The 17,456-nt window shown below is 38.9% G+C and carries 9 protein-coding genes, 1 tRNA gene and 1 riboswitch; of the genes, 4 read left to right on the top strand and 6 right to left on the bottom strand.

Annotated elements, in window-relative coordinates:
* Positions 1-41 precede the first annotated feature (41 nt).
* The 4 genes from B3E00_RS09610 to B3E00_RS09595 form a co-directional block, all read right to left on the bottom strand.
* Positions 42-1,223, bottom strand: coding sequence for a homoserine dehydrogenase (locus B3E00_RS09610; RefSeq protein ID WP_293938306.1), 1,182 nt, complete (start codon positions 1,221-1,223; stop codon positions 42-44).
* A 38-nt stretch (positions 1,224-1,261) separates the two neighbouring features.
* Positions 1,262-2,305: a homoserine O-acetyltransferase family protein gene (locus tag B3E00_RS09605; protein ID WP_293938304.1), complete on the bottom strand. Its 1,044-nt coding sequence runs from the start codon at positions 2,303-2,305 to the stop codon at positions 1,262-1,264.
* 35 nt (positions 2,306-2,340) lie between these two features.
* Positions 2,341-3,651, bottom strand: coding sequence for an O-acetylhomoserine aminocarboxypropyltransferase/cysteine synthase family protein (locus B3E00_RS09600; protein WP_293879214.1), 1,311 nt, complete (start codon positions 3,649-3,651; stop codon positions 2,341-2,343).
* A 256-nt stretch (positions 3,652-3,907) separates the two neighbouring features.
* Positions 3,908-4,020: riboswitch (SAM riboswitch) on the bottom strand.
* A gap of 180 nt (positions 4,021-4,200) precedes the next feature.
* Positions 4,201-6,228, bottom strand: coding sequence for an FUSC family protein (locus B3E00_RS09595; protein WP_293938302.1), 2,028 nt, complete (start codon positions 6,226-6,228; stop codon positions 4,201-4,203).
* A 343-nt stretch (positions 6,229-6,571) separates the two neighbouring features.
* Here B3E00_RS09595 and B3E00_RS09590 point away from each other — a divergent pair, with 343 nt between their 5' ends.
* Positions 6,572-9,022, top strand: coding sequence for a TonB-dependent receptor (locus B3E00_RS09590; protein ID WP_293938300.1), 2,451 nt, complete (start codon positions 6,572-6,574; stop codon positions 9,020-9,022).
* A gap of 96 nt (positions 9,023-9,118) precedes the next feature.
* Here B3E00_RS09590 and B3E00_RS09585 read toward each other — a convergent pair whose 3' ends face one another.
* Complete coding sequence (locus B3E00_RS09585; protein ID WP_293879208.1) at positions 9,119-11,308, bottom strand: glutamine synthetase III; 2,190 nt, start codon at positions 11,306-11,308, stop codon at positions 9,119-9,121.
* A 173-nt stretch (positions 11,309-11,481) separates the two neighbouring features.
* A complete protein-coding gene (locus tag B3E00_RS09580; RefSeq protein WP_293938298.1) occupies positions 11,482-14,289 on the bottom strand; it encodes a S9 family peptidase in 2,808 nt (935 codons plus the stop codon).
* A 94-nt stretch (positions 14,290-14,383) separates the two neighbouring features.
* Here B3E00_RS09580 and B3E00_RS09575 point away from each other — a divergent pair, with 94 nt between their 5' ends.
* The 3 genes from B3E00_RS09575 to B3E00_RS09565 all read left to right on the top strand — a co-directional run bounded on the left by B3E00_RS09575 (position 14,384) and on the right by B3E00_RS09565 (position 17,258).
* Complete coding sequence (locus B3E00_RS09575; RefSeq protein ID WP_293938296.1) at positions 14,384-15,121, top strand: SIMPL domain-containing protein; 738 nt, start codon at positions 14,384-14,386, stop codon at positions 15,119-15,121.
* A 114-nt stretch (positions 15,122-15,235) separates the two neighbouring features.
* Positions 15,236-15,315: transfer RNA gene (locus tag B3E00_RS09570), tRNA-Leu, on the top strand.
* Positions 15,316-15,944: 629 nt separating this feature from the next.
* A complete protein-coding gene (locus B3E00_RS09565) occupies positions 15,945-17,258 on the top strand; it encodes a PDZ domain-containing protein (RefSeq protein WP_293938294.1) in 1,314 nt (437 codons plus the stop codon).
* Positions 17,259-17,456: the final 198 nt, after the last annotated feature.

Below are 17,456 nucleotides of genomic sequence, written 5' to 3'. Positions count from 1 at the left end.
CCATTCGGGGCTATTTTCAGGTAGGTTGGTTTGTTGATTGCCTACGCGATTTCGGCAATAAAATTGCCATCTTGATCCAAATCTGCCTTATGAGCTGCAATTTGTTGAAGATTAATATGACCGATTACATATTTGAAATCTGATGCGTAATATCGTTCTGTGATTTCACTGAAGTTTAACTTTTCAATCAGTGCATCGTCAGCATATCTCAAATAGACTTTGATTAAATAATCTTGGCTATAACTTAATGTGCTGGATTCTAAGTGTTTTTTATATTCATAACGGTATCCATAACGAAGGGCTGCAATATCTGACAATACTGCAGAACCAGTTGGATGACCACCCGCCCCTTTACCGTAGAAAAACTGTTCGTCTGCAAATGCCGCTTTAACCAATACACCGTTGTTTTCATTTTCCACATTATAGAGCATGCTGTCTTTACCTATCAGACGTGGTAATACATAAAGTACAACCTTGTCGCCGTCAATCTCTTTTGCAGTCGGTATCAATTTGATCTTGAAATTTTTCTCTTTTGCAAAACGAATATCTTGTTGCCCGAGTTTGTCTATACCAATATTAAAGACATCGTCTGGTTTGACATAGATCCCATACGCGTGTGAAGCAACAATACATACTTTAAATTTGGGGTCAAATCCACCTACATCCAAGGTTGGATCTGTTTCTGCAAATCCGAGTTCCTGTGCTTTCTTCAAAGCATCTGCATAGTGCTGATTTTCATTGAAAACTTTAGATAGAATATAGTTGGAAGATCCATTAAAAATGCCACTAACAGAGTGGAGTAGTTCATTATCATAATACTCTTCTAAATTCCGGATAATGGGAATACTTCCGCAAACAGCACCTTCATACAATAAGCTTGTGCCATATTCATGCTGGATATCGACCAGTTCCTCCAAATGGCTCGCAATCATTTTTTTATTGGCTGAAACCACATTTTTTCCCGATTTCAGTGCGCGAACAGTTAGTTGGTAAGCTGCTTCGGCATCATCAATCAGTTCGACAACAGTATTAATTTCTGGATGACCTAAAATTGCCTCCGCGTCAGTAGAAAACAGCTCCGCTGGTAGCGAGCGTTTTTTATTACCGTTTTTAATGACGAACTTCTTGATTTCCAGATTAAGATTTTTGGTTTTGATAATATCATAAAGACCTTGGCCTACAACACCAAATCCAAACATCCCTATTGTTAATTTATTGCTCATATCTCTTCTTATATTCTCTTATTATATTGTTCAATCTCTTATACTAATTCAGGAACACATGCTTTCTCCGCTCTCAGAAAGTGGCTAATAGTTTCCGTTAGTTTTGTTGTTTCGATTAAAAAGCCGTCATGACCATAGGTTGATTCAATCTCTTCGTAACGAGCATTGGGAATATGCTGTGCTATGAATTGTTGCTCTTGTGGAGGAAACAATAAATCTGTATTGACACTTAATACCAATGTTGGACAGCTAATGCTTGCTAATGCAGATTCAATAGACAATCTACCGCGCCCCAAATTGTGGCTATCCATTGCTTTAGTCAGGAAATAATAGCTGTAAGCATTGTAGCGGTTTACTAATTTTTCCCCCTGATAGTTTTGATAAGATGACGCTTTGTAGTCGCCTAGCTTATTATTATCATTTTCGCTCTGCGTATTACTATAGGTTGTATAATTACGGTACGACAGCAATGCCATTGAACGTGCCACCTTTAGTCCCTTAGCACCGCCATCAGGATGGTTGGCATAAAAGGTGCGGTCGGTTGTAATGGCAAGGCGTTGGCTCTCATTGAATGCAATACCCCATGGTGAATGAACAGCATTTGTGCCAACGACGATTAAATGATCGATTGCGATTGTGTTGGACGCCGCCCATTCCAATGCCTGCTGCCCCCCTAATGAGCCCCCGATCAGAACGTTAATACGCTTGATTTCCAGATGGTCAGCAAGAAATTGGTGTGCACAGGCCAAATCTTTTACCGTAAACTCCGGAAATGATAGATAATAGGGGTGCCCAGTGGATGGGTTAATAGACAATGGGTTGCTACTGCTATAGGCCGACCCAATGACGTTGGCGCAGATGATATAATAGCCGCTCGGGTCAAATAAGTCATCGGTTCCAAAAAGGCCCGGCCACCAATCCAAGACGTTTGCATTGGCCGTTAGGGCATGACATACCCAGATCACATTGCTGCGATCTGGATTAAGTTTGCCAAACGTCTCATAACTGATTTGTAAATCAGTAAGCTCTCGTCCATTTTCAAATACAAAAGGCTTCGGGTGCAGATAAATATGCTTACTCATTTTACATTTAAATTTTATAGCCGACTAAAGTCTAATTAGTTGATTTTATCAAAAGCTTGCTGTAAATCTGCTTTGATGTCATCAATATGTTCTATTCCCACTGACAGGCGCAATAGTCCTTTGAACACACCCGCATGCGCTTGATCTTCGTCACTCAATTGTTGGTGGGTCGTTGCGGCTGGATGAATAATCAGCGATTTAGTATCGCCTACATTAGCTAAATGACTGATTAATTCTAAACTGTCGATAAAGTCATTGGCTTTCTGTGCTGCATCGCCCTTTAGCTGGAAAGAAAGCACTGCGCCGTACCCATTTTTAAGATATTTTTGCGCATTAGCGAAGCTTGGAGAGCTTTTTAATCCTGGATAATTTACCTTTTCTACCTGAGGGTGGGCCTCAAGCCATCTAGCGATTTCCAACGTGTTGTCGACATGCCGTTGTACACGTAAAGACAATGTTTCAAGGCCTTGTAACAACAAGAATGAATTGAAAGGAGAGAGTGCTGGTCCAAAATCTCTCAATCCCTCTACACGCGCGCGAATTGCAAATTGTATATTGCCAAATGGGCCATTTTCACCAAAAATATCTGAAAAGACCAATCCGTGATAGCCCTCAGATGGTTCAGAAAATTGTGGGTACTTCCCATTTCCCCAGTTATAGTTACCTCCATCAACGATGACGCCGCCAATGCTTGTTCCATGCCCACCAATCCATTTCGTTGCCGATTCAACGACCACATTTGCGCCATACTCTAAAGGTTTAAATAAATAACCCCCAGCTCCAAATGTGTTGTCAACAATTAATGGCAAATCGTATTTTTTGGCTACAGCGGCAATTTTTTCAAAATCAGGAATATTGAAGCTTGGGTTCCCTATTGTTTCGACATAGATTGCCTTAGTTTTATCGTCAATGAGCGCTTCTATTTTATCAGCTTCAGCATCGGTGGCAAAACGAGCTTCAATACCTAGCCGTTTAAATGCAACTTTGAATTGATTGAATGTACCTCCATATAAGTTGGACCCTGCAACGAAATTGTCACCGCTTTCAAGAATATTATTTAATGCAATAAACTGCGCTGCCTGACCAGATGCAACTGCGACTGCGGAAACACCACCTTCTAAAGCTGCAATCCGTTGTTCAAATACATCCGTAGTTGGATTCATGATCCGGGTATAAATGTTTCCAAACTGTTTTAATGCGAATAGATTGGCCCCATGTTCTGCATTTTCAAAGACAAAAGATGTTGTTTGATATATAGGAACTGCTCTGGATCCTGTGGTAGGATCAGCGACTTGGCCAGCATGAACCTGTAGTGTTTCGAATTTCAAATTTTTGTTAGAAGACATAATAGATCAGATTTTAAGGTTTCAAAAAAGAATTTGTAAAGGTAAAAGAGAAGCATACACACCTACTTGGAAGGTCTGTCAAATCGTTATCCAAGAAAAAGGAAATGATTTTTAACAAGCAGGGAAGTGTGTATGCATACGCATTCGCATCGATACTTTTTTACGATGTAGTACACTTTTGCTGTTCGCAAGGTTCAGTTGTATTGAACCTGAATTTTTAATGGATTTCAGTAATTTAATAAGCATTGTCTTATATCATTTATATGCTCCAAAACGATATTATTTTGGACAGGAATTGGCACCTTTTCAAGCAAATTGAAGGTTGCCAGTGGGTCATTGAGCCAGTCTCTCGCCACTTCTTTATAAATCAAGACCTACTGATTAAGGAAGGTGTTGATTAGAAATCTTCTTTCGAAGACGACACAAATATAAACTTCTTTTTTATTAAAGCAAAAGAAATACGTTTTTTTTACTTAAAAGAGCGTTACTTCGGGAGCTGTAATCGCATATTTGTTATTCAATATTGATACATAAATACATAGCTTGCCTTTATGGTTTTCTTAAGTTGATATTTTCTGCCAGCTGATCTAAGTCGGTTAAAAGGGGTTTTAAAGCATCAATTCTGCAGTGGATACCCTGTTGTATGTCGTGATTCGCTTTTCTACCTAACGATATGGAGAGACCAACCAAATGCGAATTGATGCGATAGGAGAGTGCTTGAAAATGATGGATATGGGACCAGTCTACCCACTTGTGTTCAGGTTCCTTCTTCATTTGATTGATCGCATCGGAAAAGAGAGCCATGGCAGTCTGTGCTTTTTTCCGAGCCAGTCGAATGTCGAACGAACTTTGCAGATCATCAGATAGGCGTTTGTTGATAATTTGAAAATAATGGTGGTTATATAATGCGACCTCTTTTGCCAAGTGGACCATGCTCGTGCTTTGGCGTACGGGTATCAAAAAATAGCCCGCTATTGCCAGCAGCGCACCAACTAAAGTAAAAATTATTCTACTGCCTAAAATGATATTAATATTTCCTTCAAATAAGTTTAATGCGATGACTATGCCTAGCGTAATAAAGATCACACTGACCATATAATTTGATCGGTTGAATAGGAAGAATCCAAATAATCCAATAGCGGCAATTTGAAGAAGAACGGGCAGAAAGTCAATGGAGACCAAACAGAGTATTCCGACGGCAATTCCCGAAAGTGTACCTAGTATGCGTTCTATATTGCGTGTTTTGGTCATTGAAAATGCAGGTCTCGCAACGATGGCAATAGTGAGTAAGATCCAATAAGTATATTTAAAATCCAAGAAAGAAATGCCGATCAATGCGCCTGTTCCGAAGAGAACGGCCATCCGGAGTGCAAAACGGAAAATTGGATTATGGAGATTGAGTCTGCTCTTGATATCACTTAAATTACGCAAAGGACGATTGATAAATTGCTGATACTCATTGGTGTCAATTTTGTTTTTGATTTCTTGATTTTGATAAAAAGCAACTTGAATCCGTTTGAGAACTTCAATAATAGCTTCAATATTACGGATGATGGAAGCGAGAATACCATCTGCTGGGGCAGTCTGTTGTTCTTGAATCTCCTTTAGATCCAACAACAGCGCATTGATTTTACTGTGGTTATCGTAGCGCTGCTCTGCATAGCGAAACCTTTTATTAGGCTGCGAAAAACTATCGATTTCCAAGGCCAGTAATGTTATGCTACGACGAATTATGGGAAGGCTACCGGTATCCAGCAAATTTTTTCGAATGGCATCATAGTCATGATCCAATGCAATAATTAATTCGTGTAAATCAATTAATCCATAGACCTGACTAAGCCAATAGTTGCTTTTGTGCCAGCGTTGGCTTATGATTTTTTCTTCCCTGAATAAGAGGGATCTGATTTGCTCCTGTTGTTCACTGATCTGACCATAAATTTTTCCGACGCGGCTGTAAGTCAAGTCCAGCGGAATATCCGGATCGTAAGATTCAGAACGTATCAATAGAAATTGAGATAAACCGTGAAACCCATTGGCCATGGCGTGTTTTAAAGAGCGATAGGGTTGTATGTAAGCCTGCAATAGACTAAAGAAATAATAGATGCTGGCGCCTGCAGTAATTTGTAAGCTCACTGAAAGCGGATGTTGAGGGGCCATGCCGATGACAAAGCTCATCAGAATCAATGTCATGTTCCCAATTGCGGCATAACGGGGGCCTAAAACCCCGTAAAAAGTGCAGATAAAGCCTGCGGAACTCAATAAAATAACCAGCGGCCAATGATAAGGAAAAAGAAAGGCTGTAAGAAGCGAAGCAATAAAGAAAGTGGGAATACAAACAAGAGCGGAAGAAAATTTATCTTTCCGATTACCTGGAGGATCGGTTAATGTAGTCAATAATGATCCCACCCCAATACCGATGGCTGCGTTTGCTGGTGCACCCAACAGATAGATCGCCAAACTCGGCAAAATGCTGATAGATACATTGCGCAAAGCATCGCCAGTATGTTCTCCCTGGATGAATCGGATAATATGGATATAAAAAAGGTAGAATCTTTTCTTTAATGATTCAATGCTCATCAATCAGTTTACTAATTTTCGCCGTAAAAATACAAATATTATGCTTAATATTTGTATTATACATTTTATTTGTTTTGAATTTTGTTTATTTTTTGAATTTTTATTTTGATTCGATGTGCTTTTCTTGCGCTGTGCTTCTTGGAGATTCAAGATTAGCTGGGATGATTTTACCGGCTTTAGCATCGATCAGTGAAGGATATGGTTTACCGATGTTATTTGGCTGTCTACCGAGTGAATCGGACGATCTATCTATTTCTACTAGTCAATGTGTAATGAATATACGAGGTTTGTTGTCATTATTATGAAGTTGACTATCTAATCGATAGCCTAAAGAAACTACATTATGAAACCACAAAAAATTAAATTGCTCTTATTTTCACTTTTTTTAGTCCTGTTTTCTATTGCCGGACCCGTTTCAGCACAGTCTGACGGGGTAAGATTACATACAGTCGTTGTTGGACAAGACAACCAGCCTATTGTGGCTGCAAATATTTCACTATTTCGGAAGCCCAATGATATCTTATTAAAGGGAACTTTATCCAACGAAAATGGAGAAATTGTGTTGTCTGCGATCCCCGAGGGCAAGTATAGCCTACGTGTGTCCACGGTAGGGTATGCTGTTTATCATTCTGCTGAAATGGTCGTAATTACGGGAGATCTCAAGATGCTGGATACGATTCGTTTACAGCTGGAAAGTAAAGTGTTGAGTGAGGCGCAGGTGATCGGTAAGAAGCCATTGATTGAAAGTCATCTCGATAAAGTTGTACTCAATGTCGAAAACAGTATTTTGGCAACAGGGAATAACGCATTGGAGCTCCTGCAAAAGGTTCCAGGAGTAACTTTAGATAACAAAAAGATCAATCTGCGTGGAAAAAGTAATGTGATTATCATGATTGATGGTAAGCCTACTTATCTTTCTGCGGATGAAGTATCGCGATTATTGGAAAATACGGCTTCCAATGCAATAGCGTCGATCGAGGTACTCACCAATCCACCCGCAAAATACGATGCCGCAGGGAATGCAGGAATTATTAATATTAAGACAAAGAAGAATACGCAATTTGGAAGTAATGTTAGTTTAAACCTCAATTTAGGGCAAGGTAAATATACAAAGGCGGATGGTGGCTTTCTAATAAACCATCGTAACAATTGGGTGAACTTATTTTCTTCTTATAACTACGCAACTGCCTTAGGATTTAATGATTTAGATATCGATAGAGCTGTAGATACCAAAACCGGGACGACTTTTTTTAATTCGGATTCTTATTCGAAATTCCGTTATCGAGGCCGCAATTTCAAATTTGCGGGAGATTTTAACCTAGGAAAAGAGGAGGTCATTGGATTTGTGGTTAACGGTAACGTAAGTAATGGCCATTCAACACGCGCGGGAAGTAATCTGATCGCCTCTCAAAAAGGTAAGCTTGATTCGATTGTATTAGGAAGCAATTTGTCAGATTTTAAATACCATTACTTCACTTATAATCTTAACTACAAAAAGACATTTGATACTTTAGGGACTGAATTGACCATTAATGGAGATTATTCATATTCGAAAAATAATGACAATAGCACCGTTGGAAACCGTTTTCTGGACGCAAATTGGGAGGAATTTAAATCACCGAATATTTTCCGCAATGATATGCTTTCTAAGACAAACATATTAGTTTTTAAAACCGATTTTCTGCATCCCTTTAATAAAACGACGAAACTTGAGGCGGGCTTAAAATATAGCCGTGTAAAAACAGCTAATAATTTGTTGTACGAAGATCAGGATCAGCAAGGCGAGTTCGTGCAAAATAATGGTCAAAGTAATCAGTTTTTGTATAATGAAAATATAGCTGCAGCTTATTTCAGCCTAAATAAATCGTTCGGAAAATTTTCGGTACAAACTGGACTGCGTGTTGAAAATACGAGCTCCCTGGGAAACTCGGTGACGCTTGGGCAACAAACAGAACGTTCCTATACTGATTTTTTCCCGTCAATATTTGTACAGCAACAGATAAATGATGATCATAAGCTTGGTGCGAGTTATAGCAGACGTATTGACCGCCCTGATTATGGGGCATTGAATCCCTTTGTGTATTATTTGGATCAATACACGTATCAGTATGGCAACCCTTATTTAAATCCACAATATACCAATTCGTATGAAGTAAATTATACCTTTAAAGAACGCTATTTATTGAGTTTGGGCTACAAAAGGACTAACGATGCCATCACTCAGGTCATAGAAAGCAATTCGGAGACCAAAGCTATTGCACAGACAGACCGAAACCTGGCTTATTTTGATTATTACAATATGAATGTCAATATACCCATTAAGCTTTTCAAATGGTGGAGTATTTCTAACAATGCCAGCGCTTTTTATAATAAGTTTAGTTTGGATGAACACTCCGGAGCGCAACGCCAATTGGAAAAGTTATCTTTCCAGGTAAGTTCCAATCATGATATTCGAATTGGGAAAACAACAAATCTGGAGCTGACAGCCAATTATTTTTCGCCAGCAGTTTATGGGGTATTTAGTTTTCAGTCTTACTATGGTATCGATCTAGGTGCTGGAAAAACATTTCTTGACAAAAAATTGAATGTGAAGTTGGCTGTAAATGATGTGTTGAATACAAGAGGTCAGCGCAGATTGTCGAGTTATCAGGAAAATGGATACTATCGTATACGAAATGGATATGATAGTCGGGTTATCCGATTGTCAGTCTCTTATCGTTTTGGTAATATGAATATTAAGTCAGTCAATAAGAAGGCTGGTAACAATGATGAAGATAATCGATTAAAAAAATAGGAGCTACTGTTGTAAGGGGAGATAAGGAGCAAGATATAGCGAACGTTTCCCTAAAACAAAAAGAGCCNNGGCTCTTTTTGTTTTAGGGAAGTTATCTTAGCTTAAAAATAAGATTTCTCTTAATTTCGGTAGAGGCCATTTTTTATCATCAACAATTTTCTCCAATTTGTTGACATGATAACGAATGACATCAAAGTAAGGTTTAACCAATTCATCATACGCGATTGATCTTTCACGAACGTCTTCGATTTGATTTGCTTTTTTACGTTCTTGGCGCATCGCTTCAGCTTGTTCCAAGATGGTATTGACATGTGATGATATACGTTCTACAAAATTCAATTGAGAACTGAACGACGCAGCAGCAAGACCAAGGTCTTTTAATCCTTTGACGTTTTCAATCAATTCATTTTGATAAATGAAACACGCAGGAGCGATTTGGTTGTTAACCATTTCTTCGATCACACGAGCTTCAATCTGTAATTTTTTGTAGAAGTTTTCCAGTAAAATCTCATGACGAGCTTCTGATTCACGTTTTGTGTAGATACCGAGCGACTCAAACAATGCCAAAGATTCCTCTTTAACATATACGTCAAGCGCTCTAGGTGTAGATTTGATGTTCGAAAGACCGCGAGCTTCGGCTTCTTTTTCCCAGTCCTCACTATATCCATTACCTTCAAAACGGATCGCTTTTGAATCTTTGATGTATTTGCGGACTACGTTTAAGATCGCGAGATCTTTTTTAGTGCCTTTTTTGATTTGTTTATCAACTTCTGTTTTGAACTCGATCAACTGTGCAGCAACGATTGCATTCAATACCGTCATTGGTAAAGCGGAGTTTGCCGAAGAACCGACCGCGCGAAATTCAAATTTGTTACCGGTGAAAGCAAATGGCGATGTACGATTACGGTCTGTATTGTCTAATTTTAATTCAGGAACTTTAGGAATTCCATGCCATAAATTCGCCTCTGCTTTCACTTTTTTAGCGACGCGGGCCGATTCAACTTCTTCAAGAAGTTCATCCAATTGAGAACCTAAGAAAATTGAAATAATTGCTGGAGGAGCTTCGTTTGCACCCAAACGGTGGTCGTTGCTTGCGCTTGCAATAGAAGCGCGCATTAAATCAGCATATTCATAAACGGCTTTGATGGTGTTGACAAAGAAAGTCAAAAACATCAAATTATTCTTCGGAGTTTTACCCGGAGACAATAAGTTTATACCTGTATTTGTGATGAGAGACCAGTTGTTGTGTTTACCCGATCCATTAACACCAGAGTATGGTTTTTCATGTAACAATACTTTAAAGTTATGTCGTAAAGCTACTTGCTCCATGAGGTTCATTAACAATTGGTTGTGGTCGATTGCCAAGTTGATCTCTTCATACATTGGCGCACACTCAAATTGCGACGGAGCAACCTCGTTGTGACGAGTTTTTAATGGAATACCTAATTTTAAAGCTTCATTTTCCAAATCCACCATGTAAGCCAATACGCGTTCTGGAATGGCACCGAAATAATGATCTTCCAATTGCTGCCCTTTAGCAGACATGTGTCCAAATAACGTACGGCCAGTTAATTGAAGGTCTGGACGAGCATTATATAAAGAAAGGTCGACCAAAAAATATTCTTGTTCAATACCTAAAGAGGCATTGACTTTGGTAACAGATTTATCAAAATATTGAGCGACATCAGTTGCTGCTTTATCAACGGCATTGATAGCTTTTAACAAAGGTGCTTTATAGTCTAATGATTCTCCTGTATAAGAAACAAAAACCGTAGGAATACAGAGTGTTTTACCAGCTCCTGTTTCATAGATGAAAGCTGGAGAAGATGGATCCCAAGCAGTATAACCTCTAGCTTCAAACGTGTTGCGGATACCACCATTCGGAAATGACGATGCATCTGGTTCTTGTTGAACTAATGCGTCAGCTGTAAATTTTTCAATTGCTTCACCGTTTTCATCAGGTTCAAAGAATGCATCGTGTTTTTCAGCAGTCGAACCAGTTAGGGGTTGAAACCAGTGTGTGTAATGTGAAACACCGTGATTAAGTGCCCAAGTTTTCATCGCTTGTGAGATATGCTCAGCTAAATCTCTTGAAATAATTTGGCCCTCCTCAATGGATGCAACTAACTCCTTATATGAATTTTTAGGAAGGTAGTCTTTCATTTTGTTTACGGAAAAAACATTCTTTCCGTAGATGTCAGTTGCTTTTTTAGTTTCAACTTTTTCAAATGAAGCGATTTGGCGTGAGCCAGCTGCTTCTACTGCTTTGAATCTTAGGTTCGACATTTGTATTTTGTAGTTAAATTACAGTTTTGTTGATTTTGTTTTTCAAAAATATCGTGTTTTTGTTAAAAATTGAAATTTTTTTGATGTTTTTTTAAAAATAATTTGGGAAATAGAGTTTTTAGCTATTAAAAAAGGTGTGATTTTTAAAAATCACACCTTTTTATTGTTTTGTGCTAGAATTCAAGTCCCCAGTCTATTCCTTTTTCCGTGGCTGGAATCCCTTTCTTCATCCAATTGGGTGCAGGGGCTCCTTTTAGAAAATGGTCGAAGAACTGCTGCTCTCGAATTTGTATATCTTTTCTGTTTTGTCGCAGCATCAGATTGTGCTCGTCACCATTGTAATTCAACATCCATACAGGTTTTTTCAATCGGCGCAATGCGGTAAACATTTCAATCCCTTGATACCATGGCACAGCACCATCATTGTCATTTGCCATGATAACAACGGGAGTATTTACTTGATCTAAATGGAATAATGGTGAATTTTCAATATAGAGTTCTGGTGCTTCCCATAGCGTTTTACCGATACGACTTTGTGTATGTTCGTATTGAAATTGACGAGACATGCCGCTTTGCCAGCGTATTCCGCCATAGGCCGAGGTCATATTGACGACAGGAGCCCCAGTCCAGGCTGCCGCATACATATTCGTCCGTGTAATCAGATGTGCCACTTGATAGCCGCCCCAGCTTTGTCCTTGGATCCCCATTTTCGTACTATCGACCCAGCTGTTTTGAGCCAGGTATTTCATGCCCGAATTAATGTATTCTTCCGCCGATTTGCCAGGGTGCCCGGTTTTGTAACTGATGTTTGGTGCGAAGACCAAATATTCGTTACTAACGAAATAAGGGATGTTTAAACGCGAAGGGGTAGGTGCAGGAGCCTGATAGGTGTATAGACCATCGGAGAGCTTTTCGTAAAAATAAGCGATGATCGGATATTTTTTTGCCGGATCAAAATTTTCCGGTTTATACAGAATACCTTCCGCTTGATTGCCTTCAGGCGTGGTCCAGTGAACCAATTCTGCTGTACCCCAATTATAATTAGCCTGTTGCTGGTTTATATTGGATAACTGTAATTCATCGTTGAATTTTGCGGTATTTGTATAGAGGTTGGGAGACATTATATAATCCTCCTTACTGTAAAGGATGGTTTTTTGATCTGCGGAGGCACTAATGTTCTTGAAAGATTTAGGCGCAATCAGGAGGCTTTTTGGGTCATTGCGTTGTCCTTTGAACTGGTAAAAACCCGATTCTTTAGTCTTGTTGTTGAAGGATGTCAGATAGCCGCCCTTTTTATAGTCAAGTGTTGTGGCTTGGTTGCGGTCTTCTTCTCGTCTAAAAGGCAAGTAACGGAATGTTGTCTGTGACGCCGCACCATAACCATTGGTTAAAATAGATTTACTTGAGCCGTCTAAGTTAAAATACCAGATGTCATATCTTGAATTGACGTATATCCCCTTATAGTCTGGCGTCCAGGCAGCCATACCATAGCCCTGTGGAGTGGTAGGCATATCATTTTCTTCATCGGAGAACGATGCGGGTATGCCGTCATTCAGCACGATCTTTTTCTTTGAACTGATGTGGTAGGAGTTCCAAGTCCCCTTGTCCTGATCAAAAAACACAATATATTTTGCATCGGGACTTAAAATCGCATTTCCTGAAAAGTTTGAAAGAATTAATTCTTTATTCCCTGTTTTCGTCGAGACCAGGTAAATGTCATCCCGTGTACTACCTTCCCATTGGCTTTCAATTCGTTTGCCGAAATCAGTTCGCGCCAAGATATATTCCCCGTTTGCATCTGGGGTAAGTGAAGTTGAATTAAACGTATTGTCTGTCAGCGGAATAATCGTGCGATTATATTTGGGGTAAGTGACCGCTAAGAAATTTCTTGCAAGATCTTTCTTTAAATTGACCAGCTGCATAGGTTGTAAGTAGTCGTCTTGCCAATGCCAAACATCCACTTTTGCATGCTCGAAATCCACTAGGGTGGTATCTTTGACACGAGGTATTGGTGCTATTCCAAAAAACAACTTCTCTCCATTTTTACTAAAACGGATTTCACCATCTCCGCTAACGGCCCAGTTTTTAGGTATGCCGTTGCTGGTTTGTGTTGCAAGATATTGGGCTGTATCTATCGCATTTGTATAATAATATAGCTTATAATTTTTTAGTAATGCTTTTTCATTTGAGAGGTCCCCTAAGTAAGCGAGCTGATCGCCTGCATCATCAAACTTGAAATTTTTGTAATTGCCTTTTCCATTTGATATCTTTTTGAGCTTTTTGGTTGCTAATTCGTAAAGGTATACACCAGACTCTTTTGATAAGCTGTCTTTTGTATCTGTTTTTTTGGAGAAAACGATTTTCGACCCTGTTTTGTTCCATTCATACTGATCTACAGCCGAAAATTGGACGGAATCTCCAGTATTTAAATCGTATAAAGCAAGAGTTGCAATCGTCTTTTTCTTTTTATCACTGTTCTTATTTTTTGAACCAGCATTTGGTGCGGCTTGCTCACTTACTTCTTTATCAAAAAGGAAAGAAACGAAATTATTGTTCTGCTCGGAAATTTTATAGGACTTTACCTGCGGAAATTTAACGAGGGCAAAGGTTGTTAAATTGTAAATGCCGAGTGAGTCTTTGGGAAGATCTTCAGCTTTTTTCTTTTTGATCTTAGCCTCCCGGGTGGCTGCAAACGGGGCTTTGATCAAGCTTACTAAATTATTTTCATTATCCGTTAACTTCGCATTATAGCCTCTAGGAATTTGAGCGATTTCTTTGCTATCTTTTGTTTTTAAAAAAAGTTGACCGTCTCCTTCTTGGGGGATGACTTGAAATAGGATAAATTTACCTGATTTACTGATGTATGGCGCGGAGATATTTTGCCAACCATCATATACTGTATGATCCAACGGTTTCTTTTGAGCATGGGCAGCAAACGCTGCTAGAAAACAAAATGGAATACAGATATTTTTCTTATTCATATTTTAATACTTTTTGTCGCAATTTATCTATAAAAAATAAAAAACCGTTGATTTTTTGGTATATTCATTGTTACGTAAACATAAAAAACTGGTTATGAAATCTTCATCCTCTATTATTGCTTCAGTTATCTTGGGGCTTGTAATCGTAGTCACTGCCTGGATCGTGGGAGCCGCATACCGATATAAGTTCAAATCCATGCAGACGATCACCGTAAATGGGAATGCCAAAAAGGATTTTGAGTCCGATTTGGTCAAATGGAGCGCTACTTTCAGCAGAAAAAACTTCGAGTTGAGTGCAGCCTCTGCTCAATTGGCAACAGATCGTGATTTGGTTCGGGAATTTTTAGTTCAACAAGGGGTGAAAGCCGGCGAGATCCGTTTTGAAGCTGTCAACATTGCGAAGGACTTTGAATACCATACCGATGGGAAGGGCAATGGTTACAATACTTTTTCTGGATATACTTTGTCTCAGACGGTGAGTTTGGAATCGAAAGATTTGAACAAGGTGGATAATGCCTCAAGAGAGATATCCACGTTAATTTCCAAAGGAATTGAGCTCAGTTCAAGTACCCCTAATTATTATTATTCTAAGCTGGAAGATCTGAAATTGGAACTTATTTCGCAAGCCTCAAAAAATGCACATCAGCGTGCCAATAATATTGCAACCGAGTCGAATGCCGAATTGGGCAACCTTGTAAAGGCCGATCTTGGAATTTTTCAGATAACTGGTCAAAATGATAACGAAGAATATTCCTCTGGGGGGGTGTTTAATACAACCTCACGGAAAAAAACGGCGAATATTACCGTCAGAGCAAGTTATCTGAGTAACTGATAGAAAATTATTTGGCTGAATTTCAGCTTTATATTCATTTATACGGTAAATTTATTCAAAAAGTTTTCTCTTTTTCACGAAAAAACCTACTTTTGCATCATCCCAAACGGATATGCCCGGATGGCGGAATTGGTAGACGCGCTGGTCTCAAACACCAGTGGGAAACCGTGCCGGTTCGACTCCGGCTCCGGGTACGCAGAGCCTCTTTACTTTAGTAAAGAGGCTTTTTTGGTTTATGGGCTTTTTTCAATGAATCATCACATCCGATGATCACGCCGAGATGATCCTTTTTTGTTACATAAGCGAAGTTCCCTGCCTTTTTTTCTCTTAATTTTTTAGCTACACCTGATGGCGATCAAATGGCAACCAATTTAACCGTTACGTCACTACTTGTTCAGTGTTTGTTCAGTGCTCGTTCAGTGATGACTCAGTGAGAATTGAATAAGCAGTGACTAATTACTGTCCATATATAAAGTAAATATTGTTTTTTGGTACAAGTTGGTATTAGGATATCCTAGTTTTATTAGTTATCTTAGTTAATTGCAACTATGCCAATTCTAGCATGGTCAATAACGGTTTGGTTTTACTTTTTTCAGACTCGGTTTGTCTCCGTTTCCAGCATTTATATTAACATAGGTATACGATAGGATCCGGTCCGGAAGGATTTAAAGGCAGATGCAATAAGGTACAACAACATGTCGTTTTCTCGGGTAAACAACTGGCGATAAAAGATTGAAAATTGCTCAGGCAGTTTTCGCCTTTTAAAAACCTTTTTTTATATGAATTTTGTTGTTTAAATTGGAAATACCAAATGTAAACTTGAATGAAGGTATTTTTTCTATCGCTGGGATTGTTCTGCTTTCTCCTCACTCAGGGGCAAGTAGGCTTTGTATTGAATGGAAAAAAGCAGGCTAAATTTTCTTTCCTCTTTGTACATAACTTGGTCATCATTCCAGTTTTGGTGAATGGTTATACGATGAACTTCCTCTTGGATACAGGCGTAAAGGAAACTATGATATTTGGCGAGACATTAAAATCAATCGATACCGCCGTTTTTGTCAACAAATTTCAGGGTTTAGGTCGTGATGAGGGACTGGATGGTTATTTGTCGATTAATAACCATGTAAATATAGCTGGTGTATATGAAGATTTGGACCAGCCAATATACATTCTACAAAATGCTCATATTGATATCTCTACTCGCATAGGAGTAGAGGTAAATGGCATTATGGGAAGTCGTTTTTTTGAAAACCAAATGATAGAAATTGATTTCCAAAAACATCGCATCACGTTATTTCCTAAGACAAATCGGCCCAAGGGGCTGGAGAAAATGCAATGTTTACCGTTGGATATTGTAAATAGCCGCCCCTATATTGCAGTTGCTTTCAGACAGGATGATGCCGTGATCGATGGCCGAGTATTGATTGATATGGGAAATAGCGATGCTTTGATGCTTATACCTTCGAAGTTAAATAATTTCGATATTAAACCTCCTTTTATCGATGACTATATTGGGCAAGGCTTTAATGGCGAGATTTACGGGAAAAGAAATCGAATACGGTCGCTCGAGCTCGGTCCGTTCACAATGAATTATCCGCTTGTCGCCTATCCTGAGTTGAGCTCGTTACAACATGCGACATTTGTAAGTGAAAGGATAGGCTCTCTTGGCAACGAATTGTTGCGTCGATTTAAAGTCATCTTAGACTATCCAAATAAAGTAATCTATCTCCGTAAGAATAAGGATTTTGATCGTTTTTATTATTTGAATATGAGTGGTCTAGAAATTATACATGATGGTATTCAATACGAAAGAGAAGAAATACCAGTGGTCCTTCAAAAAGATGGTGGTACAGAGGTGAGAATGGGAAATAGTGTGCAATATCGCTTTGTGCTCCGAAATATGTATAAGATTGCAACGGTGCGTGAGGGGTCACCTGCGGCAATCGCAGGACTACTGCCTGATGATAAAGTCATAAGGATCAATGGTCGGTCCGCATCTTCATTTTCTTTGGAGTCGATTCATAATCTTTTTAAATCGGAAGAGGGTAAGGAGATGCGTTTTCGTGTGATGAGGGGCGGGAATACAGTGGATTTTAAATTTGTATTAAAAGATCCTCTTCCATTCAACGTAGATTAAAATAGCTTCTGGTTTTTTATTATCTAAATATACTTATATTTGCGCTCAATATTATTATAATTTTAACACTTTAAATACGAAGAGATATGTTGGTCGCTAGAAAGATAACACAGCAAGCTTTTAAGGCAAATGGATTTGCCGAAAGCATTCTTCGTGCTTTTTGTAAGATGTAAGATATTGTTCGAAATATAAGCGTAT

Origin of the sequence: Sphingobacterium sp. UBA5996 (assembly GCF_002429765.1) — a bacterium.
GTDB lineage: Bacteria > Bacteroidota > Bacteroidia > Sphingobacteriales > Sphingobacteriaceae > Sphingobacterium.
This window is presented reverse-complemented; position numbering and strand designations above follow the sequence as displayed.

What these genes read in the sequence shown, in the direction of transcription:
- B3E00_RS09610 (WP_293938306.1), bottom strand. Translation starts at nt 1,223, where the DNA reads ATGAGCAATAAATTAACAATAGGGATGTTTGGATTTGGTGTTGTAGGC.
- B3E00_RS09585 (WP_293879208.1), bottom strand. Translation starts at nt 11,308, where the DNA reads ATGTCGAACCTAAGATTCAAAGCAGTAGAAGCAGCTGGCTCACGCCAA.
- B3E00_RS09575 (WP_293938296.1), top strand. Translation starts at nt 14,384, where the DNA reads ATGAAATCTTCATCCTCTATTATTGCTTCAGTTATCTTGGGGCTTGTA.
- B3E00_RS09595 (WP_293938302.1), bottom strand. Translation starts at nt 6,228, where the DNA reads ATGAGCATTGAATCATTAAAGAAAAGATTCTACCTTTTTTATATCCAT.
- B3E00_RS09605 (WP_293938304.1), bottom strand. Translation starts at nt 2,305, where the DNA reads ATGAGTAAGCATATTTATCTGCACCCGAAGCCTTTTGTATTTGAAAAT.
- B3E00_RS09590 (WP_293938300.1), top strand. Translation starts at nt 6,572, where the DNA reads ATGAAACCACAAAAAATTAAATTGCTCTTATTTTCACTTTTTTTAGTC.
- B3E00_RS09565 (WP_293938294.1), top strand. Translation starts at nt 15,945, where the DNA reads ATGAAGGTATTTTTTCTATCGCTGGGATTGTTCTGCTTTCTCCTCACT.
- B3E00_RS09580 (WP_293938298.1), bottom strand. Translation starts at nt 14,289, where the DNA reads ATGAATAAGAAAAATATCTGTATTCCATTTTGTTTTCTAGCAGCGTTT.
- B3E00_RS09600 (WP_293879214.1), bottom strand. Translation starts at nt 3,651, where the DNA reads ATGTCTTCTAACAAAAATTTGAAATTCGAAACACTACAGGTTCATGCT.